Source organism: Massilia sp. IC2-477 (assembly GCF_020707265.1).
Taxonomy (GTDB): domain Bacteria; phylum Pseudomonadota; class Gammaproteobacteria; order Burkholderiales; family Burkholderiaceae_D; genus Telluria.
In genome coordinates, this window is record NZ_JAJFEQ010000008.1 from 24,901 (window position 1) to 47,824 (window position 22,924).

Sequence of the window (22,924 nt, forward strand, 5' to 3'; positions counted from 1 at the left end):
GCAGGCATGGGAACGTTCGACGAATCGACTACCGGCTCGGAGCAACGTTCCATGATGGGGGAGGACAGTCCCCTGTCTGAGCTCTCGCGCGAGCAGGAGCTGCGCCTGCGTGTCGCGGCGCTGGAAGCGGAACTGTCGCACGCCCGCATCCTGGCGCGCGAACGCGAACGCCTGGAAGAGCAGGTGGTCCAGCTGCGCGAAGCCAATGAACACCTGGTGATGGCCACCGTCAGCGCCCAGTCGCTGCGCGACCTGGCGGAAGCCACCAATCGCCGCCAGACCGAATTCCTCGCCATGCTGGCGCACGAGCTGCGCAACCCGCTGGCGCCGCTGAGCATGTCGGCCAGCCTGCTCCAGAGCCTGAGCGGCAGCTCCGCCCAGCTGGCCCACGTGGCAGGCGTGGTGCGGCGCCAGGTCGACCACATGGCACACCTGCTCGACGACCTGCTCGACGCTGCCCGCATCAGCAGCGGCAAGATCACCCTGTCGGTGCGGCCGCTGGCCCTGAACGGCGCCCTCGACCAGGCGGTGGAGACGGTCGCCGGCCGCATCCGCGAGCGCGGCCAGTCGCTCGTGCTCGAGCTGCCCGAGGAGCGCTTGAGCATCGAAGGCGACCCGGTGCGCCTGACCCAGGTCTTCGCCAACCTGCTCGGCAACGCCTCCAAGTACACCAGCCCGGGCGGCCGCATCGTGCTGCGCGCCTGGCGTGATGGTGACGAAGTGGTGGTCCAGGTGAACGACAACGGCAGCGGCATCGGGGCCGACATGCTGCCCCAGGTGTTCGACCTGTTCGTGCAGGGCCCGCGCGCGCTGGCGCGTTCCGAAGGAGGACTCGGGATCGGCCTGAACGTGGTGCGCAACCTGGTCGGCATGCACGGCGGATCGGTCTCGGCCGAGAGCCCGGGCGAAGGGCTGGGCAGCACCTTCACGGTGCGCCTGCCATTGTGCAGCACGGGCGCGCCGATCGATGAAATCCCGGCCGGGCCGAGCGCCTCCGAGGGAGCCTGCCGCATCCTGCTGGTCGAAGACAACGTCGACGCCTGCGACACCCTGCGCGCGCTGCTGGAGCTGGCCGGGCACGAGGTGGCGGTGGCCTACGACGGCCGCGCCGGCCTGGCCGCGGCGCAGGCCCGCCGCTACGACATCGTGATCTGCGACATCGGGCTGCCGGGCATGGATGGGCTGGAAATCATCGGGCGCCTGCGCAGCGCGCCGGTGGACGGCCCGCTTGACCGGCGTCCGTTTGCGATCGCGCTGTCCGGCTATGGCCAGGGCGAGGACCGCGAGCGTGCGCTCGAGGCGGGCTTCGACCGCTACCTGGTCAAGCCCGCGGCGCCCGACACCCTGCTGGAACTGGTGGGCGAGGCGCGCGAGGCGCTGCAGGCCGGCTGAATCAGGCGCGCAGCACGCGCGCCATGCGCGCCAAGGCTTCTTCGATGCGTTCCAGCTTCGTCGCGTACGAGAAACGGACGTGGCGCTGCGGCGCCGCGAAACCGAAATCATCCCCCGGTACGATCGCCACATGCGCCTCGCGCAGCAGCGACCAGGCAAAGGCGGTGCTGTCGTGGCTTTCCGCATGGGGCAGGGCGCTGATGTCGGCGTACACGTAGAACGCGCCGTCCGGCATCACGGGCACCTGGAAGCCCAGTTCGCGCAGGGCCGGCACCAGATAATCGCGGCGGCGCTGGAATTCGCGCCGGCGCTCTTCATAGATCGCGAGCGCTTCCGGCGTGAAGCAGGCCAGCGCGGCCTGCTGGGCCACGGTCGGCGCACAGATGAACAGGTTCTGCGCCAATTTTTCAAACGTCGGCACCAGCGCCTCCGGCACCACCAGCCAGCCTAGGCGCCAGCCCGTCATGCTGAAGTATTTCGAGAAGCTGTTGACGGTGATGACGTTCGGATCGAGCGCCAGGGCGCTGACCGGTTGGTGGTCATAGGACAGGCCCTGGTAGATCTCGTCGATGATGGCGAAGCCGCCGCGCGCGCGCACGGCGTCCAGCATCTCGCGCAACTGCTCCGGCGTCATCGAGGTGCCGGTCGGATTCGAGGGGGAAGCGACCAGCACGCCGCGGGTGCGCTCGCGCCAGTTGGCTTGCACATGCGCGCCGCTCAACTGGTAGCGGTCCTCGCTCGATGCCGGCACCAGCACCGGCTTGCCGCCGAAGCTGGTGACGAAATGGCGGTTGCAGGGGTAGCAGGGATCGGGCATCAGCACTTCGTCGCCCTCGGCGACCAGCGCGGCGCAGGCCAGCAGCAGGCCGGCCGAGGCGCCGGCGGTGACCACGATGCGGCGCGGGTCGATGTCGAGCTGGTGCACGGCCGCGTAGTGCCCGGAGATCGCCTCGCGCAGTTCGCGCAGGCCGAGCGAATCGGTGTACTGGGTAACGCCGCCCTTGATGGCTTCCATTGCCGCGTGGGCCACGATGTCGGGCGCGGTGAAATCGGGCTCGCCCACGCTCATGCTGATGACGTCGATGCCGTTGCGTTTCATTTCGCCGGCGGCTTTCACCATTTCCATGACGCGGAAAGGCTCGATGGCGTGGACGCGTTGGGCGACCTGTAGCGCGCGCGCGGACTGGGTCTCGGTAGGAATGTTGATGGACATGCTCGAATCCGTAAAATCTGATCCGCCATGATACCGTAGGGTGGGCGGCTTCGCCCCCCACGCCGGACATTACTGGTGCGTGTGGTGCGCGGCGGTCAGGCGGCGCATCAGCGGCAGTGCCGCCAGCGCGATCAGGGTGCAGACGATCGCTGCAATCCCCAGCTTGTTGAACAGGCTCGTATAGACCGGTAGCGTCTGCAGCGGATCCGTCATGCCCTCCGGCACCGCCGCCACGTTCGCTACGAGCCCGCCGAGGTACTGCGAAATCCCCACGCCGACGTAATAGGCGCCCATCATGAAGCCGCCCATGCGCGCCGGCACGTAGCGCGCGATCATGGCCAGGCCCAGGCCGCTCACCAGCAGTTCGCCCAGCGAGTACAGGCCGTAGCCGGCGATCATGATCCAGGACGAGGTCAGGCCGTTCACGGCGAACGCGCCGGCAAAGCCATAGGTGAAGAAGCCGGCAGCGACCACTGCGAAGCCGAGCGCGAACTTGCCCGCGATCGAGATGTCCTTGCCGCTGCTGCCGGCGCGGGTGTAGAGCCAGGCCAGCACCGGGCTCAGGACCATGATCCAGATCGCGTTCAGGGCCTGGAACTGGGCCGGCGACCAGGTCCACAGATGGGCGCCGAACACGTTGAACTCGAGGTCGACGTTGCGCAGCGCGAACAGCGACAGCGAGGTCGACATCTGCTGGTAGAAGATGAAGAAGAACACGGTCTGCAGGGTCAATACCAGGGCGGCGATCAGGCCGGCGCGTTCGTTTGGTGCGCTGGTGCGGATCAGGTGGAAGAAGATGCCCAGCACGACGAAACCGGCGACGTAGACGAAGGCGCGCGCCAGTTCGCGGTACTCGAGGATCACGGCCGATGCCGCCACCGCGAACACGGCGCCGGCCAGGACCGCCAGCAGGCGGTTCATGCGCAGCGGTTCCGCGTCCGGCGGCGAGCCGACGTGGCCGATGGTCTTGCGCAGCACGCCCACGGTCAAGAGGCCGATGGTCAGGCCCACGCTGCAGACGGCGAAGGCCACGTGCCAGCCCAGCTCACCGCCGTAGGTCGCGTTGACGTAGTCCTTGATGGCCGGCGTGGCCAGCATCGAGAAGGTCGAGCCGACATTCACCGCCATGTAATAGATGGTGAAGGCGCTGTCGATCTTGGAATCGTCGCCTTCGTAGATCTTGCGCACCAGGTTGGCGGTGTTGGGCTTGAACAGGCCGTTGCCGACCACGATCACGCCCAGCGCCGAGAACGTCATCCAGGTGTTCGTGGTCGGCACGCCCATCAGCGCATAGCCGAGGGTCAGGACCAGGGCGCCGAGGATCATGCAGCGGCGTGTGCCCAGCACCTTGTCGCCGATCCAGCCGCCGATGGCCGGGGCCACGTAGATCAGCGCGGCCGCCGCACCCCATACCAGGTTGGCGCGGCTGTCTTCGAAGCCGAGGCGCTGCACCATGAAGTAGACGATCAGCGCCTGCATGCCGTAGTAGCCGAAGCGCTCCCACAGTTCGATCAGCGCCACCGTCAGGAATGAGCGGGTCTGGTTCATGGGCTGGCCCACTTGCGGGGGGAATTCGTTTTTCATGGGTCTCCTTGCTGTTCTGGTTATCGGCCCTCGGCGGCGGGCACCCGGCGATGCTACGCGAGGGGCATGGAAGATGCAATCTTGACAGCCGTTCGTGCCAATGAGATAACATGGCGTTTTGTCCGGCATCAGTTCGTGGCCGGCCCATCCAGTTCGAGGTGTATGTATGAGGCGTCTTTCCGTCCTGCTGTGCGGCATCCTGGCAGCATCACACGGCCTTGTGTCGGCGGCTCCCGCCGTACCCGGCGCGCCCATGGCCGACCACCAGCAGTATGTGTACAGCCCCGCCGCCGCGGCCTTCATGTCCTCGTCGACCATCACCCTGCGTCCGGTATCGGCGCAGGACGTGATTCCGCAGCTCGATGCCGCCGGCATCGCGCGCGCCGCGGTGCTGTCGGTGGCCTATGTGTATGGGCAGCCGGTGCGTTCGCAGGACGAGGAATACGAGCGCGTGCGCGCCGAGAACGACTGGGCGGCGCGCCAGGCCGGGGAATATCCGGAGCGCCTGGTGGCGCTGTGCAGCGTCGATCCGCTCAAGGACTACGCCCTGGCCGAACTGGCGCGCTGCGCGGCCAGCCCGGAGTTCGGGCGCGGCATCCGGCTGCAGCCCGCCGCCGGCGGCGTGATGCTGGACGATCCGGAGCAGGTCGAGCGCCTGCGCCGGGTATTCCGTTCGGCCAACGCGCGTCGCATGGCGATCGTGCTGCAGCTGCGCGAAACCGGCACCCGCGAGGCGCGCCTCCTGATCGACCAGTTGCTGCCGCATGCGCCCGACGTGCCGGTGCAGGTGGCCTATGCCGGCGAGCGCGAGGCCGCGCCGCAGCTGGCCGGCCTGGCGGTGCTGGCCGACGCCGCCGCGCGCCAGGATCCGCGCATGCGCCAGGTCTGGGTCGACGTCACCGCTTTTGCCCGTCCCGGCCTGTCGGCCGCTGATGCGCGCCGGCTGGTACGGCGGCTGCGCCAGGTCGGCATGGAGCGCGTGCTCTACGGTTCCGACGCCGCGGTCGGCGTCGACGTGCGTCCGCGGGAGGCCTGGGCGGCGTTCCGCAGCCTGCCGCTGACCGACGCCGAGGCGTCGCGGGTGGCCAACAACGTCATGTCCTACCTGCGCTGAGCGGGGATTGAACCGGCTCTACCCGCATTTCGATACCGCTATGTGCGCGTGCTAACCGAAGGCCGCGCCTGCTTCCCTACACTGGCCGGACGCGCTGTTGCGGTGAGCGAAAGGTGGAGGGATGACGCAGGTCACGGTGGTGGGAGGAGGATTGGCAGGCCTGGCATGCGCGGTTGCGCTGGCGGACCATGGGATCGCGGTCACGGTGGTCGAGCGTTCCGACCGCCTTGGAGGACGGGCCAGCTGCTGGGTCGAGCCGGTGAGCGGCGACGTGGTCGACATCGGTCCCCACATCTTCCACTCCGAATACCACAACATGCTGGCCTTCCTAAAGCGCCTCGGCACGGATGACCTGATCTGCTGGCAGCCGGGCAAGGTGCTCACGGTGGCCAGCAAGCCCAGGCCCACGGTCTTGCGGCACTATCCGCTGCCGGCGCCGCTCAGCCTCGCGCCCAGCATCCTGGGCGCCCCTGGCCTCGGCATGCATGACTACCTGTCGATGCTTCCCACGGGCTGGCGCGGCATGCGCTTCGGCGAAGAGCAGGTACCGGAGCTGGACCGCATCTCCGGACTCGACTTCTTCCGCTCGCTAGGCGTGACCGAAGACCTGATCGACTGGTGGTGGCGCTTCGCCTCGATGGTGGTCACCAACGTGCCGCTCGAGCGGGTATCCGCCGCATCCCTGATGCGCATCCATGCGCAGCTGAGCGGCTACCGCGGACTGCATTTCGGCTTCGCCAAGGTGGGCCTGGGCGAGCTGTACACGCAGCAGGCGGTGCGCGTCATCGAGCGCGCCGGCGGGCGCGTCATCAAGGGCAGGGGCGTGGCCTATTTGTCCGGCCGCGAACGCGTCGATGGCGTGGTGCTGGCTGACGGCACGCCCATTCCGGCCCAGCAGGTGGTGAGCGCACTGCCGCCCCAGGACCTGTCCGCGACGCTTCCGCGCGACTGGCGGCAGCAGGCGCCTTTCGACGTGCTGCCGCGCTTCGAGCCGAGTCCCTATGTCTGCGTCTACCTCTGGTTCGACCGCGACATCAAGGCCGAGCGCTTCGCTTCGCACCTGTGGTCGCCCGGCCGCCTGAATTACGATTTCTATGACCTGTGCCAGATCCGCAAGGGCTGGCGCGGCCGCCCCACGGTCATCGCCAGCAACATCATCTACAGCCACCGCGCCCACCACCTGAGCGACGCCGAGATCGTGCGCCGCACCGTGGAGGAGCTGGCCGAGATTGCGCCGCGCGCCGCGCGTGCACGCCTGTTGCACGCCGATGTACACCGGGTGCCGATGGCGATTCCCTGCCCGACGGTCGGCTTCGAAGCCATGCGTCCGCGGGCCCGTTCGCCGATGCCGGGCCTGACCCTGGCGGGCGACTGGACCCGCACCCGCATGCCCTGCACTATGGAAGGCGCTACGAAGTCCGGCTACATCGCCGCCGAAACCGTGCTGGCAGAACGCGGCGTTCGTGCCCGGCTGGCCATCGAAGCGCGAATGTACGACGACCTGGCCGGGCTGGCGCGGGCTGCGGTTCCAGGCCGCTCGATTCCATGATTTGGCAAACCCATCCTGTAATTTAGTTACATTGCCACTTTTTCGCGGCGTGATTTTCTGTCATGCTCTCGCTTGCCGTCCAAGACAACCAACCGAGACCCCATGACGAAAACCACGATCGCCCGGCTTCTCCTGTGCCTGCTCGCCAGTCCGCTCGCCTTTGCCCAGAACGCCGAACGGCGTCTCGAAGGCGTCACCCGCAACCAGAACACCCTGGAGCTGTCCACCAGCGACGGCCGTTACCTGATCAAGCCGTATTCGGCCAACGTGGTCGAGACCACCTTCATCCCGAACGGCCAGCAGTTTGACCCGTCTTCGCACGCCGTGGTGCTGGCGCCCGTGGACGTCGGCGCCACGCTCAAGACCGAGGGTAGCCGCATCGAGTTCGCCACGCCGGGTATCACCGTCGTCGTCGACAAGCAGCCCTTCCGCATCAGCTACCTGTACAAGGGCAAGCCGCTGGTGGCCGAAAAGGGCGGCTATGCGCGCGGCGACAAGCTGGAATCGATCGAATTCGCGCTGGAAGAGGGCGAGGCCTTGTACGGCGCCGGCGCGCGTGCAGTCGGCATGAACCGCCGCGGCAACCGCTTCCAGCTCTACAACAAGGCCGACTACGGGTATGGCAAGAGCTCGCAGCTGCTCAACTTCACGATTCCCGTCGCGCTGTCCTCGAAAAAATACGCGATCCACTTCGACAATCCGCAGGTGGGCTTCCTCGATTTCGACAGCCGCAAGGACGGCACGCTGCGCTACGAAGTGATCGGCGGGCGCAAGACCTACCAGGTGGTGGCAGGCGACAGCTGGGCCGACGTGATGGCCAACTACACCAGCCTGACCGGCCGCCAGCCGCTGCCGCCGCGCTGGGCCTTCGGTAACTTCGCCAGCCGCTTCGGCTACAAGTCCGAGGCGGAGACGCGCGCCGTGGTCGAGATGTTCGCCAAGGAGAAGATCCCGCTCGACGCCGTCGTGCTCGACCTGTACTGGTTCGGCAAGGAAGTCAAGGGCACCATGGGCAACCTGGCCTGGGACCGCGACACCTTCCCCAGGGCCGAGCAGATGATGGCGGACTTCAAGCAGAAGGGCGTCAAGACCATCGTCATCACCGAGCCCTTCATCCTGACCACGTCGCAGCGCTGGCAGGAAGCGGTGCAGCAAAAGGTGCTTGCCACGGACAAGGCGGGCAAGCCCGCCACCTATGATTTCTACTTCGGGAACACCGGCATCGTCGACCTGTATACCCAGCAGGGCCGCGACTGGTTCTGGAATATCTACAAGGGCCTGAAGCAGGGCGGGGTCGCCGGCTGGTGGGGCGACCTGGGCGAGCCGGAAGTGCATCCTTCGTGGGTCCAGCATGGTGGTGGAAAGACGGCAGACCAGGTCCATAACGTCTACGGCCACGACTGGGCCGGCCTGATCGCCAACGGCTACCGCAAGGACTACCCGAACGAGCGTCCCTTCATCCTGATGCGCGCCGGCTACTCGGGTTCGCAACGCTTCGGCATGATCCCCTGGTCGGGCGACGTCAGCCGCGGCTGGGGCGGACTGCAGTCGCAGATGGAGATCTCGCTCCAGATGGGCATGCAGGGCCTGGCCTACATGCACTCGGACCTCGGCGGTTTTGCCGGCCCCGTGCTGGACGACGAGCTGTACGTGCGCTGGCTGCAGTACGGCGTGTTCCAGCCGATCTTCCGCCCGCACGCGCAGGCGGACGTGCCGCCCGAACCGGTGTTCCGTTCCGAGCGCACCAAGGTGCTGGCGCGCGAAGCGGTGTGGCTGCGCTACGCCATGCTGCCGTATAACTACACGCTAGCGTTCGAGAACAGCCAGACCGGCATGCCGCTGATGCGTCCCGTGCTGTTCGGCGAAGAGGAAGCTACCTCGATTTCTTCGACCTATCATTGGGGACCCGACTTCCTGGTGTCGCCGGTCGTGCAGCCGGGAGCGATGCGCCAGGAAGTGCACTTCCCGGTCAAGGATAGCGTCTGGTTCGACTTCCACACGGGCGAAAAGCACCGGGGCGGCATCCTGGAAGTGGTGAAGCCGGTGGAGGCGAACATCCCGGTCTACGTGCGCGCCGGCGCTTTCGTTCCGATGGCGAAGGTAGTGCAGACCACGCGCGACTATTCGAGCCGCCAGATCGACCTGCACTACTACCATGACGCCAGCGTCGGGCGCGGTGAAGGAAAAATGTACGACGACGACGGCGAGACCGCGGACGCCTACGCCAAGGGCATGTATGAGATCGTGCGCTTCGACAGCACTTACGCCGGCGGCAAGCTCGAAGTCAAGCTGCAGACCGAGACCGGCAAGGCGCAGGCGCCGCTGGAACGCGGCTTTGCACTGAAGGTGCACAACATCGAGAAGAAACCGCGCTCGGTGACGGTGGATGGACGTGCCGTTCCCTTCAGCTGGAATGCCAAGCATCACCTGCTGGAAGTGCCGCTGGCGGCGCGCAAGCAGCCCGCAGCAAAGGTCAGCATCAGCCTGTAAGTCCTGTCCTGTGCGCGCCACTGGCGCGCACAGGGCGCATCAGCGCGCCACGATCAGGCGCAGGCCCAGTCCCACGAAGATCGCGCCGGCGGTCCGATCCAGCCACATGCCGGCACGCGGCGTGCGGTTCAGCCACTGCCCGATCGCGCCCGAAAAGTAGCCCAGCAGTCCGAACAGCACCGCGGCCTGCACGGTAAAGATCAGGCCCAGCCAGGCAATCTGCCAGTTCGCATCCCCGCGCGAAGCCACCACGAACTGCGGCAGGAAGGACAGGAAGAACAGCACCACCTTCGGATTGATGGCATTGGCCAGCAGCCCCTTGAAGAACAGCTGGCGCGCCGATTCGTCCGGCACCACGCCTGCGGCCTGGGCGCCGCCGCGGCTGCGCAGCGCGCCGATCCCCATCCAGATCAGGTACAGGCCGCCGGCGATCTTCAGCGCCGTGAACGCCGTGGGCGAGGCGGCGATCAGCGCGCTCACCCCGATCACCGCCAGCAGGGTATGGTTCAGGCATCCCAGCGCGCAGCCCAGGCCGAACGCGATGCCGCGCGTCCGGCCCTTTGCGATGCCCACCCCAAGCACCATCATGTTGTCGGGCCCGGGCGAGAGCGTGATCAGGATGGCGGCGGTGAGGAAACCGAAGAACTGTTCTGGCGTGAGCATGGTGGGTCTGCGTGTTGGCAAACCCGCATCTTAGCCTAAGAGCGGTCTAAAGCCGGGTCAGCCCTTGCCCTTCAGCTGCACGACCGCATCCATGTCCAGCTCGACCCAGGTCGGTGCGTGGTCGCTCGGCTTTTCCTTCGCGCGCTGGAACTTGTCGACGCCGGCGCCGCGCAGGGCGGGCGCCAGGGCAGGGCTGAGCAGCAGGTGGTCGATGCGGATGCCGGCGTCGCGCCCGAAGGCGTTGCGGAAGTAATCCCAGAAGGTATAGATGACCTGGTCGGGGTACATGGCGCGCAGCGAATCCGTCCAGCCCTGCGCCATGAGGCGCTCGAAAGCTGCGCGCGACTCCGGCCGGAAAAGGGCATCGTCGACCCAGCGTTCCGGCTTGTAGACGTCGAGATCGGTCGGGATGACGTTGAAGTCGCCGCACATCACGACCGGCACCTTCGCCTCGAGCAGCTCGGCGCCGCGGCTGATCAGGCGTTCCATCCACGCCAGCTTGTAGTCGAACTTCGGTCCCGGCGCCGGGTTGCCGTTCGGAAGATACAGGCCGCAGATCAGGAGGCCCTGGTAGACCGCCTCGATGTAACGGCTCTGCTCGTCCGTGGGGTCGCCCGGCAGGCCGCGCTGCAGTTCCTGCGCCGGACCGTCGCGGGTGAGGATGGCGACGCCGTTCCAGCTTTTCTGGCCGTGCCAGATGGCGTGGTAGCCGATGTCCCGAATCGCACTTTCCGGGAATTTTTCCTGCGGCGCCTTGAGCTCCTGCAGGCAGACCACGTCGGGTTTGCGTTCTTCCAGGTACTCGAGCAGGGCGCCCAGGCGGGCCCCGATTCCATTGACGTTATAGGTGACGACCAGCATCGTGCCTCCGTGGTATCCGTTATCTGATTGCTACTTTAGCATGCGGGCGCAGGGCCACGGGGCGCTGAAGATTTCTCTGCGCTTATAGTCCGTAACACATTTTCTTATGGCTAATTGATCGTTCGGCCATGCAAGAGCATGCCGTATACTGTTGCGATCGAATTTTTGCTGTCTGGAGAAGAACATGTTCACCCGCCGTCACATCCTTATTGGCGCTGTCGCCCTGTCCGCCAACCTCTTGGCCGCTGCCGCGCACGCCGATCAGCTCGCGGACATCAAGAAGAAAGGCGAGATCGTGTTCGGCGTGCTGGGCACCGATGAGCCGAACAGCTTCATCGATCCCAAGACCCGCCAGCTAGTGGGCTACGAGATCGACATCGCGACCGCGGTCGCGAAGAAGATCGGCGTCACGCCGAAGTTCAAGCAGATGTCGGTATCGAGCCGTATCCCCGAGCTGCAGCAGGGCCATGTGGACGTGCTGGCCGCCACGCTCACCCACAACAAGGAACGCGAATCGCAGGTCGACTTCGCCCTGACTCATTTCGTGACCGGCTCGAAAGTCATGGTGCGCGCGGGCAGCGGCGTCACCGCGCTGCCGCAATTGGCCGGCAAGAAGGTCGTCACCGTGCGCGGCGGCACCCAGGAAACCAATATCCGCGCGGCCGTGCCGACTGCCGAAGTGGTCACCTTCGAGAACACCCAGCAGGCCTTCCAGGCCCTGCGCCAGGGCAAGGGCATCGCCTACGTCAACGACGAATCCTCGCTGCTGGCCGACTATGGCAAGCTCGGTCCGGCCGCCAAGGGCTTTACCATCCTGCCGACCAGCATCGGCATCGAGTCGATCGCCCTCGGCCTGCGCAAGGGCGAGAAGAACCTGAAGGCCGTGGTCGACGAGACCCTGCGCGGCCTGGAAGCCAGCGGCGAAGCCGAGAAGCTGTTCAACAAGTGGTATGGCCCGGGCACCCGCGCCAACATCGCCAAGCGCACTTTCAAGATCAGCACCGACAAGATTTAAGTTTTGCAGTTTTTCGACCCCAGCATTCTGCAATCCGGCCAGTACCATGACTGGCTGGTGCAGGGTCTCATCCTGTCGCTGCAACTGACGGCGGCCAGCTTCGTCGTTGCATTGCCCTTCGGCGCGCTGCTGGCGGTGATGCGCACCTCCAGCTTCGCGCCTGCGCGTGCGATCGCTTCGACGATTGTCGAAGCGATCCGCAACGTGCCGCTGCTGGCGCACCTGCTGTTCTGGTACTTCGCCTTCCCCGAGCTGCTGCCCGAGGGCGCGCGCGAGTTCCTGTACGCGCACAACCCGGAAGCCGTATGCGCCGTCATCGCACTGGCGCTGTACAGCGGTGTGCACATGGCCGAGGACATCCGCAGCGGTATCCGCGCGGTGCCCCGGAGCCAGCTGGAAGCGGCGCGTTCGCTTGGTCTCGGACGCATCCAGGCTGTGCGCCTGGTGCTGCTGCCGCAAGCCTTCCGCGCCTCGATTCCGCCGCTGCTGTCGCAGACGGTCAACCTGTGGAAGGACACCAGCGTGGCCACCGTCATCGGCGCCGCCGAACTGATGTATCAGGCCGCGCGTGTGGAGACGAGCAGCTTCCGCAGCGCCGAAGCGTTCACCTTCGCGACCCTGGCATATCTGACGGTATCGCTGCTGATTTCGTTTGCCGCCTGGCTGTTCCAGCGGCGTTATCCGGTCCGTCCGGCATGAGGTCAATATGCTCGAACTGATCGATACCTATTGGCTCTACTTCCTGGTCGGACAGTACCCGGACGGTCCGCTCGGCGGGCTGGCGCTGACCGTTCTGTTGTCGTTTGGCGCGCTGCTGCTGGCCATGCCTTTCGGCCTGCTGCTGGGCGTGGCACGCGTGAGCAGCCGCCGCGCCGTCGCCTGGCCCGTCGCCGCGCTGGTGCAGCTGGTGCGCGCGGTGCCGCTGCTGCTGGTGGTGTTCTGGGTGTACTTCTTCCTGCCGGCCGTCACCGGCGTCAAGACCGGGCAGGCCACGACCATGCTGATGGTGCTGGTGCTGTTCGACGGCGTGTACCTGGCCGAGATCGTGGCCGCCGGTATCCGTGCACTGCCGAAGGGGCAGCTGGAAAGCGCCCGCTCGCTCGGCCTGTCCTATGCCCAGGCGCTGCGCCTGGTGGTGCTGCCGCAGACCCTGAGGAACGGTCTGCCCTCGATCGTCAGCCAGCTGGTCTCGACCATCAAGGCGACCTCGCTCGGCTACATCATCGGCTTGTCCGAGGTCTCGTTCATCGCGACCCAGGTCAACACGCTCGTGTTCACCCAGGCGGTCGAGGTGTACCTGATCCTGGCGCTGACCTATTTCATCCTCTGTTTCGGCCTGTCCCGCCTGGCCTTCCTGCTCGAACGCCGCATGCAGCGCGGCGCAAGGCAGGCTTCGTAATCAAGAAAGCGAACGATGATCGTTCTCGACAAAGTCAACAAGTGGTACGGCGAAGGATCGACCAAATACCACGCCCTGGTCGACATCAGCGAGCGGGTGGAAAAGAACGAAGTGGTGGTCGTGTGCGGCCCCTCCGGTTCCGGCAAGTCCACGCTGATCCGCACCCTCAACCGGCTCGAAGAAATCGACAGCGGCAGTATCAACATTGATGGCCGCGATATCCACGCCAGGGGCCTGGACGTCAACGAGCTGCGCGCCGGGATCGGCTTCGTGTTCCAGCACTTCAACCTGTTCCCGCACCTGACGGTGCTGGAGAACTGCACGCTGGCGCCCGTCAACCTGAAGCGCGCCACCGCAAAAGAAGCGCGCGAGTACGCGATGCAGCTGCTGGAGCAGGTGGGCCTGGCGCACAAGGTTGATGCTTACCCGAACGCGCTGTCGGGCGGCCAGCAGCAGCGCGTGGCGATCGCGCGCAGCCTGGCCATGCGTCCACCGATCATGCTGTTCGACGAGCCGACCAGCGCGCTCGATCCGGAAATGGTGGGCGAAGTGCTGCAGGTGATGCGTTCGCTCGCACAGCAGGGCATGACCATGGTCTGCGTCACCCACGAGATGGGCTTTGCGCGCGAAGTGGCGGACCGCATCCTGTTCATGGCTGAAGGGCGCATCCTGGAGCGCGCTACGCCCGAAGAATTCTTCAGCAAACCGCAGCACCCGCGCGCCCAACAGTTCCTGGCTGACCGCCGCCGCGAATGAAGCTCAGGTCCTGAGCTCGGCTGCTTCCGGCGGGGATCTGCGTGCCGCTTACTTGCGCGAACGGCGTCACCGTATGCGGCTTTGTCTTGCCCTTGTTGATGATGTGCTCCACAGGCACGCCGCGCACCGCCAGCGCATCGGCCACCATCGAGCGGTGGCAGCGCCACGGCACTGCCTCGGCGCACATCAGCGCGCAGCGCATCGACTGCGCCATGGCGGCGACGATATCGACGTGCTCCCGGAATGCATCCGTCTGCATGTGGTCCGCATAGCCGCGGAACGAGGCATTGCGCCAGGCGCCGTTGGGCGTATCCTTGCGCGCCTTGCGCAGTCCCCCGAGTTCGCGGATGTACTCGTAGCCGATGCCCGCCTGTTCGAGCGATCCAGGCAGCTGGTCCTGCCCGAACTGTCGGTTATGACGCGACTTCGGCACCGTGCGGATGTCGAGCACGCGTTTGATGCCGTGCTCGCGCAGCAGTGCGATGAATTCCTCGATCGGCCGGTTGGAGTGGCCGATGGTGTAGACGGTTTCCATTTCGCTCGCGTGGCGGTTATCGTGCGCCCATTGTCGCGCGGAGGCGGTTGCGATGGCGCCGCGTTGACCGATGAGGCTTCCGGGCTTGGCCGGTCGCCCGGTTCAACCGGAGGCGGCCGTCTCCGATCGTCACGGTATCCTCATTACCCGTACAATGCGCCCCTGCATTTCCCCACATGGAACCCCAGCATGGAAAACATCGACCAGCGTTACCTCGTCCAACAAAACAAACGCACCGAAGACGGCAAGAAGCCACCCGTATTTGCCCGCGTCATGCGCAGCAAGGAGGGCAAGTTCGAAGGCGTGTCCTTCATCCGAAACAAGGAAAAAGCGACCGTGATGACGGTCGCCGAAGCAGAGGAAGTCATCCGGTGGGCGAAGCAAAAGAAAGGCGATGCCCGGGAATACGACACCAGGATCATTTGCGTCGGCCAATAAGGCCGTGGAGCCTCAAAACTGCTCGTCCGGCCGCAGATAACGCCATTGCCCCGGCGGCAGGTCGCCCAGCTTCACCTTCCCGATGCGCACGCGCTTCAGGCCAAGCACCTTCAGCCCCACCATGTCGCACATGCGGCGGATCTGGCGCTTGCGGCCTTCCCGCAGGGTGAAGCTGAGCTGGTCCTCGTTCTGCCAGCGCACCTTGGCCGGCAGCAGGGGCTTCCCGTCCATCCACAGGCCGTGGTTGAGTTTCCTGAGGTCCGCCTCCGGCAGGGTGCCGGGCTTGGTGTATTGCACGCGCACCAGGTATTCCTTCTCGATCTCCGTGTTCTCGCCGATCAGCTGCTTGGCGATGCGGCCGTCCTGGGTCAGCACCAGCAGGCCCACCGAGTCGATGTCGAGGCGGCCGGCCGGGACCAGGCTGCGCAGCTGGGTCGGGTGGAACTGCTCCGGCGACGGGTCGTCCGGCCAGCGGTTCTCCGGCTTGATCAGGGTGACGGCCGGCTTGTAGCCGTCTTCGGCCTGGCCGCTGACGTAGCCGACCGGCTTGTTGATCAGGACCGTGACGCGCTTGGACTGCTCGGCGGCGGCCTGGCGTTCGACGGTGATCTTCTGGTGCGGCAGCACCTTGCTGCCCAGTTCCGACACCACCTTGCCGTCCACCCGCACCCAGCCTTTGGCGATCCAGTCATCGGCTTCGCGGCGCGAGGACAGGCCGAGTTCGGACATACGTTTGGAGAGGCGGACAGGTTCGGTCATCGGGAAAACAGGAAAAAGGGTTGAAACTGAGGGTTTAAATCTTGAGCGCATCCAGCAGGTCGGTCTCGAGCTGGACCTGGGTGCGCGGGTTGTTCAGGGCGGCGCCGTCGATCAGGAATACGTCCTCGACGCGCTCGCCCAGGGTCATGATCTTGGCGGTGTGCAGGTTGATGCGGTAGCGCGTCAGCACGCTGGCGATCGCGTAGAGCAGGCCGGGGCGGTCGTTGGCGGCGACCGACAGCACGTGGAACTGGCCGCGCTCGTCCGGTCTTAGGTCGACCGTTGGCGTGACCGGGAACGTGCGGGACAGGCGCGACAGGCGGCCGCGCGTAGGCGGCGCCAGGGCTTCCTGCGAGGCCAGCTGCACGCACAGTTCGTGCTCGATCAGGCTGATGATGTCGCGGTAGCTCCCCGCGAAATTCTCTTCCGTGACGAGGAAGGAATCCAGTGCGTAGCCGTGGCGCGTGGTGTGGATCTTGGCGTCGAGGATGCTGAAGTTCTTGCGCTCGAAGTAGCCGCAGATGCGCGCGAACAGGTCGGGCTGGTCCTTGATGTAGACGGCCACCTGCAGGCCTTCGCCGATCGGCGCCAGGCGCGCCTTCACCACCGGCTTGCCGCGGTCGACCTTGTCGTGCAGGGCGCGCGTCTGCCAGGCGATGTCGGAGGCGTCGTGGCGCAGGAAATAGGCGACATCTAACTGCTTCCACAGCGCTTCGTGGGCCTCGGCCCCCAGGCCGTACAGGCGCAGCGTGGCCAGCGCTTCCTTCTGGCGCGCGCGCAGTTCGCGGTCGGCGCTGTGCGGCTCGCCGCCCAGCACGCGCAGGGTGACCTTGTAAAGGTCTTCCAGCAGCTTGGCCTTCCAGGCGTTCCAGACCTTGGGGCTGGTGCCGCGGATGTCGGCCACGGTGAGCAGGTAGAGCGCCGTCAGGTGGCGTTCGTCCTTGACCAGGGCGGCAAAGCTGGCAATCACGTCCGGATCGGACATGTCCTGCTTCTGGGCGACGGTCGACATGGCCAGGTGATGCTGCACCAGGAACACCACCAGTTCGGTATCGGGCGCGGAGATGCCGTGGCCGCGGCAGAACTCGCGCGCATCGATCATGCCGAGTTCCGAATGGTCGCCGCCGCGGCCCTTGGCGATGTCGTGGAACAGGGCGGCCACGTACAGCAGCCAGCGGTCGCGGAAGTTGGCGATCAGCTGGCTGCAGAACGGGTATTCGTGGGCGTGCTCCGGCATCGTGAAGCGGCGCAGGTTACGCACCACCATCATGATGTGCTGGTCCACGGTATAGACGTGGAACAGGTCGTGCTGCATCTGGCCGGTGATGCTGCGGAAGGCGGGCAGGTAGCGGCCCAGCACGCCCATATCGTTCATGCGGCGCAGCGCGTGCACCAGGCCGCTCGGCGCCTTCAGGATGCGCAGGAACAGGGCGCGGTTGGCCGCATTGGCGCGGAAGCCCGCGTCGATCACGTTCCGCGCGTGCCACAGGGAACGCATGGTGCGCGCCGTCATGCCCTTGATGTCGGGGCGCTCGGTCATGGCAACAAAAATCCCGAGCACGGTCGAGGGGAAGCGTTCGAAGGTATCGTCCTCGGCGACGTCGATGAAGCCGTTGACCTCGTTGAAGTGCTCGCTGAAGTCGCCGCCGATCGGGACCGCAGTGCTCGGGCGCGGGAACAGCTGGGCCTCGATGTTCTGCAGCATGATGGTGTTCATCTGCGTCACCACCTTGGCGGCCCAGTAGTAGCGCTGCATCAGGAACTCGCTGGCGCGGCGGCCATCCGCGTTCTCGAGGCCGAAGGTCTTGGCGATCGCGGTCTGGACGTCGAACACCAGGCGGTCTTCGCGCCGTTTGGTCTGCAGGTGCAGGCGCACGCGGATGTCCTTGAAGGCGTATTCCTTCTCCATCAGCTGGCGCGCCTCGGCGCGCGTGATCAGTTTGGCGCGCGCCATCTGGCTCCAGGATTCGGCCAGGCCCGCAGCCTTCGCCACCCACATGATCACCTGCAGGTCGCGCAGCGCGCCCGGGCTTTCCTTGACGTTGGGTTCGAGTGCGAAGGCGGTGTATTCGTACTTGGCGTGACGCAGGCGCATCTCGGCGGTCTTGGCCTGGAAGAAGGCCTGCGGATCCAGGGCCTCGCGGTAGCGCCGGCGCAGCTCGTCGAACAGCTGGGCGTCGCCGGTGACCAGCCGCGCTTCGAGCAGGCTGGTCTGCACCGTGATGTCGGCGCTGGATTCGACCAGGCACTCGTCGACGGTGCGGATGCTGTGGCCGATTTCCAGCCCCAGGTCCCAGAACAGCTGGACCAGCGCCTCCAGCTTTGCCTGGGTGATGGCGTCGGCTGGCTGGCCAAGCAGGATCAGGAGGTCGACGTCGGAATAGGGGAAGAGTTCGCCGCGCCCGTAGCCGCCTACCCCGACCAGGGTCGTGTTGGCGGGCAGGCCGGCAGCGGTCCAGGCGTCGCTCAGGATGCCGTCGACGCAGGTGCGCAGGCCGCGCAGCAGTTTTTCCGGTTTGCCGTCCTGGTGGAAGGCATCGATCAGGGCCTGGCGTTCGGCCTTCAGCCGTTGGCGCAGCGTGCTGCGCGAGCCGTCGAGGAGCGCCGCCTGGCCCATGCTGCTTCCTCAGGCCTCTGCCGGGGCGTACTGGGGCAGCAGCGGCAGCACGATAGCGGGAGGCGGCGGGCTGCCGGCCGACATGGTCAGCACCTCGACGCCGGTTTCGGTGACGAGCACGGTGTGCTCCCACTGGGCCGACAGGCTGCGATCCTTGGTCTTGATGGTCCAGCCGTCCGGCATTTCGCGGATCTCGCGGCGGCCGGCGTTGATCATCGGTTCGATGGTGAAGATCATGCCGGGCACCAGCTCTTCGCCGGTGCCTGGGCGGCCGTAGTGCAGCACCTGCGGCTCTTCGTGGAACACGCGGCCGACGCCGTGGCCGCAGAACTCGCGCACCACGCTGTAGCCGTGCTTCTCGGCGTGCTGCTGGATCGCGTGGCCGATGTCGCCCAGGCGGTTGCCCGGCTTGACCTTGGCGATGCCCAGCCACATGCACTCGAAGGTCACTTCGGACAGGCGCCTGGCCAGGATGGTGGGTTCGCCGACCAGGAACATGCGGCTGTTGTCGCCATGGAAACCTTCCTTGGTGATCGGGGTGATGTCGATGTTCAGCGCGTCGCCGCTCTTGAGCACGCGGTCGCCCGGAATGCCGTGGCAGATGACGTCGTTGACCGAGGCACAGATCGAGCCGGGGAAGGGCGGGTAGCCCGGCGGCGCGTAGTTCAGCGTGGCAGGCGCCGTGCCCTGCACGTTGATCATGTAGTCCTTGGCCAGGCGGTCGAGTTCCCCGGTGGTGACGCCCGGCTTCACGAAGGGCGTGATGTAGTCGAGCACTTCGGAACCGAGGCGGCAGGCGACGCGCATGCCTTCGATTTCGTCGGGGGTCTTGGGGGTGGAAGCCATAGTTTCTTATCCTGCTATATAGATTTAGCCCGCTTATCGGGCGATATTGCGCCATTATAAAGGTTCGTAGGGTAGGCGGCTATGCTGCCCACGCCCCCATGGCGGACTGCCGAGCCGCAGCACCCGTTCACAGCCCTTGAAAACCACGTGAAATCCCGCTAGAATCTCGGGTTGCTCGTATTCGCATCGAGCAACGTTGTAAAAAACGTCTTTTTTAATGAAATCGCGAACGTGGCCGCAAAAGGGTGCCTGTCAGGTGACTGGCTACGTTCAAGACCCAACCCTGGAGAATTACATGTCCGTTACTATGCGTGAAATGCTGGAAGCCGGTATCCACTTCGGCCACCAGACCCGTTTCTGGAACCCGAAGATGGCACCGTTCATCTTTGGTCATCGCAACAAGATCCACATCATCAACCTGGAAAAGACCATGGCGATGTACCAGGATGCGATGAAAACCATCAAGCAGATCTCGGCTAACCGCGGCACCATCCTGATGGTCGGCACCAAGCGCCAGGCCCGCGACATCATCGCCGCCGAAGCGCAGCGCGCAGGCGTGCCTTACGTCGACCAGCGCTGGCTGGGCGGTATGCTGACCAACTTCAAGACCATCAAGACCTCGATCAAGCGCCTGAAGGACATGGAAGCCCAGATCGAAGACGGTTCGGTCGAGAAGCTGTCGAAGAAAGAAGCCCTGATGTTCCAGCGCGAGCTGGTCAAGCTGCAGAAGTCGATCGGCGGCATCAAGGACCTGGGCGGCGTGCCTGACGCGATCTTCGTCGTCGACGTCGGCTACCACAAGGGCGCCATCACCGAAGCCGGCAAGCTGGGCATCCCGGTCATCGGCGTGGTCGATACCAACCACTCGCCGGAAGGCGTCACCCACGTGATCCCGGGTAACGACGACTCGTCGAAGGCGATCACCCTGTACGCACGCGGCGTCGCCGATGCGATCCTGGAAGGCCGCGCCAACGCCACCAACGAAGTCGTTGAGATGGTCAAGGCCGCCGGCGCTGACGACTTCGTCGAAGTTTCCGAGCAGGCATAATGTAGGGCAGGGAAATCCTGCCTGAACATCAAAGGGGGCGCCGAGCCGTGGCACGAGCCCCCCTTTTTTTAAGCACGACGCTTAGCAATAAATTATCACGTGGGTGTCCGGCGGGCATCCGCTCACACATCAAACATTTGGGAGAATTCAACATGGCAGCTATTACCGCAGCGATGGTTGGTGAACTGCGCGCGAAGACCGACGCGCCGATGATGGAATGCAAGAAGGCACTGACCGAAGCAGAAGGCGACATGGGTCGTGCCGAAGAGATCCTGCGCGTCAAGCTGGGCGGCAAGGCATCGAAGGCAGCGTCGCGTATCACCGCTGAAGGCGTGGTCGCGGCTTACATCTCCGGCAACATCGGCGCGCTGGTGGAAATCAACAGCGAAACCGACTTCGTCGCCAAGAACGACGATTTCCTGGCCATGGCCAACCTGGCAGCCAAGCTGATCGCCGAGAACAACCCGGCCGACGTCGCCGCCCTGGCAGCCCTGCCGCACGAAGGCAAGACCTTCGACGACGTGCGTACGGCACTGATCGGCAAAATCGGCGAGAATATGACCGTTCGCCGCTTCCAGCGCTTCGAAACCACCGCCAAGCTGGCTTCGTACCTGCACGGCGCCCGTATCGGCGTGATGGTCGAGTTCGAGGGTGACGAGCAAGTCGGCAAGGACGTGGCCATGCACATCGCTGCAATGAAGCCGGTCTCGCTGTCGGCAGAGCAAGTGCCTGCTGAACTGATCGAAAAAGAGCGTTCGGTTGCCCAGCTGAAGGCCCAGGAAGACGCCGACAAGGCGACTGCCGAAGGCAAGCAGCCGCAATCGGCCGAGATCGTCGCCAAGCGTATCGACGGTTCGGTGCAGAAGTACCTGAAGGAAGTCTCGCTGCTGAACCAGGCATTCGTGAAGAACGACAAGCAGTCGATCGAGCAATACCTGAAGGCCTCGAACGCCAGCGTGAAGGCATTCACGATGTTCGTCGTCGGCGAAGGCATCGAGAAGAAGGTGGACGACTTCGCAGCAGAAGTCGCAGCCCAGATGGCTGCCAACAAGCAGTAATCAACAAAGCGGGCCGTAAGGCCCGTTTTTGCAGGGTGGTGCTGCATGCGTCGTTGGTCGCACGGCTCCACCCGCGCCATCTGTCGTTGCAGATGAGACTGCCTTAGCGGCGGTCAGACCCGAATTCGAAACACAACATAGGAGCCGCTTCATCATGACAAAACCAGCCTACCAACGAGTCCTCCTGAAACTGTCTGGCGAAGCGCTGATGGGTGACGACCAGTTCGGCATCAACCGCGCAACCATCGACCGCATGGTGGCCGACGTGGCGGAAGTGGCGAAGCTGGGCGTGCAGGTGGCGGTCGTGATCGGCGGCGGCAACATCTTCCGCGGCGTGGCCCCGGGCGCCCAGGGCATGGACCGCGCCACCGCGGACTACATGGGCATGCTGGCCACCGTCATGAACGCCCTCGCGCTGGCCGATTCGATGCGCCATGTGGGCATCACCGCGCGTGTGATGTCGGCAATCAGCATCGAGCAGGTGGTGGAACCCTATGTCCGCCCGAAGGCCCTGCAATACCTGGAAGAAGGCAAGGTCGTGGTGTTCGCTGCCGGTACCGGCAACCCGTTCTTCACCACCGACACCGCCGCCGCCCTGCGTGGCGCCGAGATCTCGGCCGAGATCGTCCTGAAGGCGACCAAGGTCGACGGCGTCTACACCGCCGATCCCAAGAAGGATCCGAACGCCACCCGTTACAATTCGATTTCCTTCGACGAGGCGATCGCCAAGAACCTGCAGGTGATGGACGCCACCGCGTTCGCCCTGTGCCGTGACCAGAAGCTGCCGATCAAGGTCTTCTCCATCGTCAAACCCGGCGCGATGAAAGCCGTGATCATGGGTGAAGACGAGGGTACACTGGTACACGTTTGAACCACGTTTCAACATATTTAAGAAGAATAGGAGAGCAGCATGTCCCTAGCTGACGTCAAGAAGAATGCCCAGGACCGCATGACCAAGTCGATCGAGACCCTGCGCGCCAACCTGGCCAAGGTCCGTACCGGCCGTGCCCACGCCGGCATTCTCGATTCCGTGATGGTCGAGTACTACGGCTCGCCGGTTCCGCTGTCGCAGGTGGCCAACCTGACCCTGATCGACGCCCGCACCATCGGCGTGGCCCCGTTCGAAAAGAAAATGGGTAGCACCATCGAGAAAGCGATCCGCGACTCCGACCTGGGCCTGAACCCGTCGTCGCAGGGCGATATGATCCGCGTGCCGACCCCGCCGCTGACCGAAGAGCGCCGCAAGGAAATGGTCAAGCTGACCAAGTCGGAAGGCGAAGACGCCAAGATCGCCGTGCGCAACATCCGCCGCGACGCTAACGAAGCCGTCAAGAAAATGGTCAAGGACAAGACCGCGTCGGAAGACGACGAGCGCCGTTCTGCCGACGAGATCCAGAAGCTGACCGACAAGTTCGTCGCCGAGATCGACAAGCTGCTGGCGGAAAAAGAAAAAGACATCATGACCGTGTAACACCGGGTCTGGGGCACATGCCCCGCCCAGGCGGACCGGCCCCGGCATGCGTGCTGCGGCCGGTCCGAGTCCCTTTAAGACGGCCGACGCTGCTTGCTTCTCATGAGCTGCTTCGC

At 65.2% G+C, this 22,924-nt stretch carries 21 protein-coding genes; 13 read left to right on the forward strand and 8 right to left on the reverse strand.

Features of this window, described 5'->3' with window-relative positions; translation table 11 throughout:
- Nucleotides 1-6: 6 nt before the first annotated feature.
- A complete protein-coding gene (locus tag LK542_RS17025; RefSeq protein WP_227812808.1) occupies nucleotides 7-1,392 on the forward strand; it encodes an ATP-binding protein in 1,386 nt (461 codons plus the stop codon).
- Nucleotide 1,393: 1 nt separating this feature from the next.
- On the opposite strand, the gene LK542_RS17030 is transcribed toward LK542_RS17025, so the two are convergent.
- Complete coding sequence (locus LK542_RS17030) at nucleotides 1,394-2,605, reverse strand: pyridoxal phosphate-dependent aminotransferase (RefSeq protein WP_227812809.1); 1,212 nt, start codon at nucleotides 2,603-2,605, stop codon at nucleotides 1,394-1,396.
- A gap of 69 nt (nucleotides 2,606-2,674) precedes the next feature.
- On the reverse strand, nucleotides 2,675-4,189 hold the full coding sequence (locus LK542_RS17035; protein WP_227812810.1) for a peptide MFS transporter: 1,515 nt from the start codon (nucleotides 4,187-4,189) through the stop codon (nucleotides 2,675-2,677).
- Between the two features lie 166 nt (nucleotides 4,190-4,355).
- Here LK542_RS17035 and LK542_RS17040 point away from each other — a divergent pair, with 166 nt between their 5' ends.
- From LK542_RS17040 to LK542_RS17050, 3 genes are all read left to right on the forward strand, one after another.
- Nucleotides 4,356-5,303 (forward strand): amidohydrolase family protein, encoded by a 948-nt coding sequence (locus tag LK542_RS17040; RefSeq protein WP_227812811.1) that lies wholly within the window; start codon nucleotides 4,356-4,358, stop codon nucleotides 5,301-5,303.
- 121 nt (nucleotides 5,304-5,424) lie between these two features.
- Nucleotides 5,425-6,852 (forward strand): FAD-dependent oxidoreductase, encoded by a 1,428-nt coding sequence (locus LK542_RS17045; RefSeq protein WP_227812812.1) that lies wholly within the window; start codon nucleotides 5,425-5,427, stop codon nucleotides 6,850-6,852.
- A 102-nt stretch (nucleotides 6,853-6,954) separates the two neighbouring features.
- Nucleotides 6,955-9,342 carry a TIM-barrel domain-containing protein gene (locus LK542_RS17050; RefSeq protein ID WP_227812813.1) on the forward strand — a complete coding sequence of 796 codons (2,388 nt, stop codon included), beginning with the start codon at nucleotides 6,955-6,957 and terminating at the stop codon, nucleotides 9,340-9,342.
- 39 nt (nucleotides 9,343-9,381) lie between these two features.
- Here LK542_RS17050 and LK542_RS17055 read toward each other — a convergent pair whose 3' ends face one another.
- Nucleotides 9,382-10,005, reverse strand: a complete 624-nt coding sequence (locus tag LK542_RS17055) for a LysE family translocator (protein WP_227812814.1) — start codon at nucleotides 10,003-10,005, stop codon at nucleotides 9,382-9,384.
- Nucleotides 10,006-10,062: 57 nt separating this feature from the next.
- Nucleotides 10,063-10,866: an exodeoxyribonuclease III gene (gene xth / locus LK542_RS17060; protein ID WP_227812815.1), complete on the reverse strand. Its 804-nt coding sequence runs from the start codon at nucleotides 10,864-10,866 to the stop codon at nucleotides 10,063-10,065.
- A 184-nt stretch (nucleotides 10,867-11,050) separates the two neighbouring features.
- On the opposite strand from xth, the gene LK542_RS17065 reads away from it, so the two are divergent.
- The 4 genes from LK542_RS17065 to LK542_RS17080 are packed head-to-tail and all read left to right on the forward strand — an operon-like array spanning nucleotide 11,051 to nucleotide 14,036.
- The gene (locus LK542_RS17065; RefSeq protein ID WP_227812816.1) at nucleotides 11,051-11,881 is read left to right on the forward strand and encodes an ABC transporter substrate-binding protein; all 831 of its coding nucleotides are present in this window, start codon (nucleotides 11,051-11,053) and stop codon (nucleotides 11,879-11,881) included.
- A 3-nt stretch (nucleotides 11,882-11,884) separates the two neighbouring features.
- Nucleotides 11,885-12,580 (forward strand): amino acid ABC transporter permease, encoded by a 696-nt coding sequence (locus tag LK542_RS17070; RefSeq protein WP_227812817.1) that lies wholly within the window; start codon nucleotides 11,885-11,887, stop codon nucleotides 12,578-12,580.
- A gap of 7 nt (nucleotides 12,581-12,587) precedes the next feature.
- Nucleotides 12,588-13,280, forward strand: a complete 693-nt coding sequence (locus tag LK542_RS17075) for an amino acid ABC transporter permease (RefSeq protein WP_227802590.1) — start codon at nucleotides 12,588-12,590, stop codon at nucleotides 13,278-13,280.
- A 15-nt stretch (nucleotides 13,281-13,295) separates the two neighbouring features.
- A complete protein-coding gene (locus LK542_RS17080; protein ID WP_227812818.1) occupies nucleotides 13,296-14,036 on the forward strand; it encodes an amino acid ABC transporter ATP-binding protein in 741 nt (246 codons plus the stop codon).
- On the opposite strand, the gene LK542_RS17085 is transcribed toward LK542_RS17080, so the two are convergent.
- Nucleotides 13,978-14,571, reverse strand: coding sequence for a DUF488 family protein (locus LK542_RS17085; RefSeq protein WP_227812819.1), 594 nt, complete (start codon nucleotides 14,569-14,571; stop codon nucleotides 13,978-13,980). The genes LK542_RS17080 and LK542_RS17085 overlap by 59 nt on opposite strands.
- Nucleotides 14,572-14,760: 189 nt before the next feature.
- Here LK542_RS17085 and LK542_RS17090 point away from each other — a divergent pair, with 189 nt between their 5' ends.
- The gene (locus LK542_RS17090; RefSeq protein WP_227812820.1) at nucleotides 14,761-15,009 is read left to right on the forward strand and encodes a hypothetical protein; all 249 of its coding nucleotides are present in this window, start codon (nucleotides 14,761-14,763) and stop codon (nucleotides 15,007-15,009) included.
- A gap of 12 nt (nucleotides 15,010-15,021) precedes the next feature.
- Here LK542_RS17090 and LK542_RS17095 read toward each other — a convergent pair whose 3' ends face one another.
- Genes LK542_RS17095 through map form a run of 3 tightly spaced genes read right to left on the reverse strand, consistent with a single transcriptional unit; the run spans nucleotide 15,022 to nucleotide 19,231 of the window.
- The gene (locus LK542_RS17095; RefSeq protein WP_227812821.1) at nucleotides 15,022-15,768 is read right to left on the reverse strand and encodes a pseudouridine synthase; all 747 of its coding nucleotides are present in this window, start codon (nucleotides 15,766-15,768) and stop codon (nucleotides 15,022-15,024) included.
- A gap of 34 nt (nucleotides 15,769-15,802) precedes the next feature.
- Nucleotides 15,803-18,385 carry a [protein-PII] uridylyltransferase gene (locus LK542_RS17100; protein ID WP_227812822.1) on the reverse strand — a complete coding sequence of 861 codons (2,583 nt, stop codon included), beginning with the start codon at nucleotides 18,383-18,385 and terminating at the stop codon, nucleotides 15,803-15,805.
- Nucleotides 18,386-18,394: 9 nt separating this feature from the next.
- Nucleotides 18,395-19,231, reverse strand: a complete 837-nt coding sequence (map, locus tag LK542_RS17105; protein WP_227812823.1) for a type I methionyl aminopeptidase — start codon at nucleotides 19,229-19,231, stop codon at nucleotides 18,395-18,397.
- Nucleotides 19,232-19,526: 295 nt separating this feature from the next.
- Here map and rpsB point away from each other — a divergent pair, with 295 nt between their 5' ends.
- From rpsB to frr, 4 genes are all read left to right on the forward strand, one after another.
- Entirely contained in the window at nucleotides 19,527-20,279 is a 753-nt protein-coding gene (gene rpsB, locus LK542_RS17110) for a 30S ribosomal protein S2 (RefSeq protein ID WP_227802583.1), read from the forward strand.
- A gap of 152 nt (nucleotides 20,280-20,431) precedes the next feature.
- Nucleotides 20,432-21,337, forward strand: a complete 906-nt coding sequence (gene tsf, locus LK542_RS17115; protein ID WP_227802582.1) for a translation elongation factor Ts — start codon at nucleotides 20,432-20,434, stop codon at nucleotides 21,335-21,337.
- A gap of 154 nt (nucleotides 21,338-21,491) precedes the next feature.
- Nucleotides 21,492-22,208 (forward strand): UMP kinase, encoded by a 717-nt coding sequence (gene pyrH, locus LK542_RS17120; protein ID WP_036207004.1) that lies wholly within the window; start codon nucleotides 21,492-21,494, stop codon nucleotides 22,206-22,208.
- Nucleotides 22,209-22,247: 39 nt separating this feature from the next.
- Nucleotides 22,248-22,808 (forward strand): ribosome recycling factor, encoded by a 561-nt coding sequence (gene frr, locus LK542_RS17125; RefSeq protein WP_227802581.1) that lies wholly within the window; start codon nucleotides 22,248-22,250, stop codon nucleotides 22,806-22,808.
- Nucleotides 22,809-22,924: the final 116 nt, after the last annotated feature.

Coding starts and splice junctions, on each gene's coding strand:
- LK542_RS17025 (WP_227812808.1), top strand. CDS start 7: ATGGGAACGTTCGACGAATCGACTACCGGCTCGGAGCAACGTTCCATG.
- LK542_RS17030 (WP_227812809.1), bottom strand. CDS start 2,605: ATGTCCATCAACATTCCTACCGAGACCCAGTCCGCGCGCGCGCTACAG.
- LK542_RS17035 (WP_227812810.1), bottom strand. CDS start 4,189: ATGAAAAACGAATTCCCCCCGCAAGTGGGCCAGCCCATGAACCAGACC.
- LK542_RS17040 (WP_227812811.1), top strand. CDS start 4,356: ATGAGGCGTCTTTCCGTCCTGCTGTGCGGCATCCTGGCAGCATCACAC.
- LK542_RS17045 (WP_227812812.1), top strand. CDS start 5,425: ATGACGCAGGTCACGGTGGTGGGAGGAGGATTGGCAGGCCTGGCATGC.
- LK542_RS17050 (WP_227812813.1), top strand. CDS start 6,955: ATGACGAAAACCACGATCGCCCGGCTTCTCCTGTGCCTGCTCGCCAGT.
- LK542_RS17055 (WP_227812814.1), bottom strand. CDS start 10,005: ATGCTCACGCCAGAACAGTTCTTCGGTTTCCTCACCGCCGCCATCCTG.
- xth (WP_227812815.1), bottom strand. CDS start 10,866: ATGCTGGTCGTCACCTATAACGTCAATGGAATCGGGGCCCGCCTGGGC.
- LK542_RS17065 (WP_227812816.1), top strand. CDS start 11,051: ATGTTCACCCGCCGTCACATCCTTATTGGCGCTGTCGCCCTGTCCGCC.
- LK542_RS17075 (WP_227802590.1), top strand. CDS start 12,588: ATGCTCGAACTGATCGATACCTATTGGCTCTACTTCCTGGTCGGACAG.
- LK542_RS17080 (WP_227812818.1), top strand. CDS start 13,296: ATGATCGTTCTCGACAAAGTCAACAAGTGGTACGGCGAAGGATCGACC.
- LK542_RS17085 (WP_227812819.1), bottom strand. CDS start 14,571: ATGGAAACCGTCTACACCATCGGCCACTCCAACCGGCCGATCGAGGAA.
- LK542_RS17090 (WP_227812820.1), top strand. CDS start 14,761: ATGGAAAACATCGACCAGCGTTACCTCGTCCAACAAAACAAACGCACC.
- LK542_RS17095 (WP_227812821.1), bottom strand. CDS start 15,768: ATGACCGAACCTGTCCGCCTCTCCAAACGTATGTCCGAACTCGGCCTG.
- LK542_RS17100 (WP_227812822.1), bottom strand. CDS start 18,385: ATGGGCCAGGCGGCGCTCCTCGACGGCTCGCGCAGCACGCTGCGCCAA.
- map (WP_227812823.1), bottom strand. CDS start 19,231: ATGGCTTCCACCCCCAAGACCCCCGACGAAATCGAAGGCATGCGCGTC.
- rpsB (WP_227802583.1), top strand. CDS start 19,527: ATGTCCGTTACTATGCGTGAAATGCTGGAAGCCGGTATCCACTTCGGC.
- tsf (WP_227802582.1), top strand. CDS start 20,432: ATGGCAGCTATTACCGCAGCGATGGTTGGTGAACTGCGCGCGAAGACC.
- pyrH (WP_036207004.1), top strand. CDS start 21,492: ATGACAAAACCAGCCTACCAACGAGTCCTCCTGAAACTGTCTGGCGAA.
- frr (WP_227802581.1), top strand. CDS start 22,248: ATGTCCCTAGCTGACGTCAAGAAGAATGCCCAGGACCGCATGACCAAG.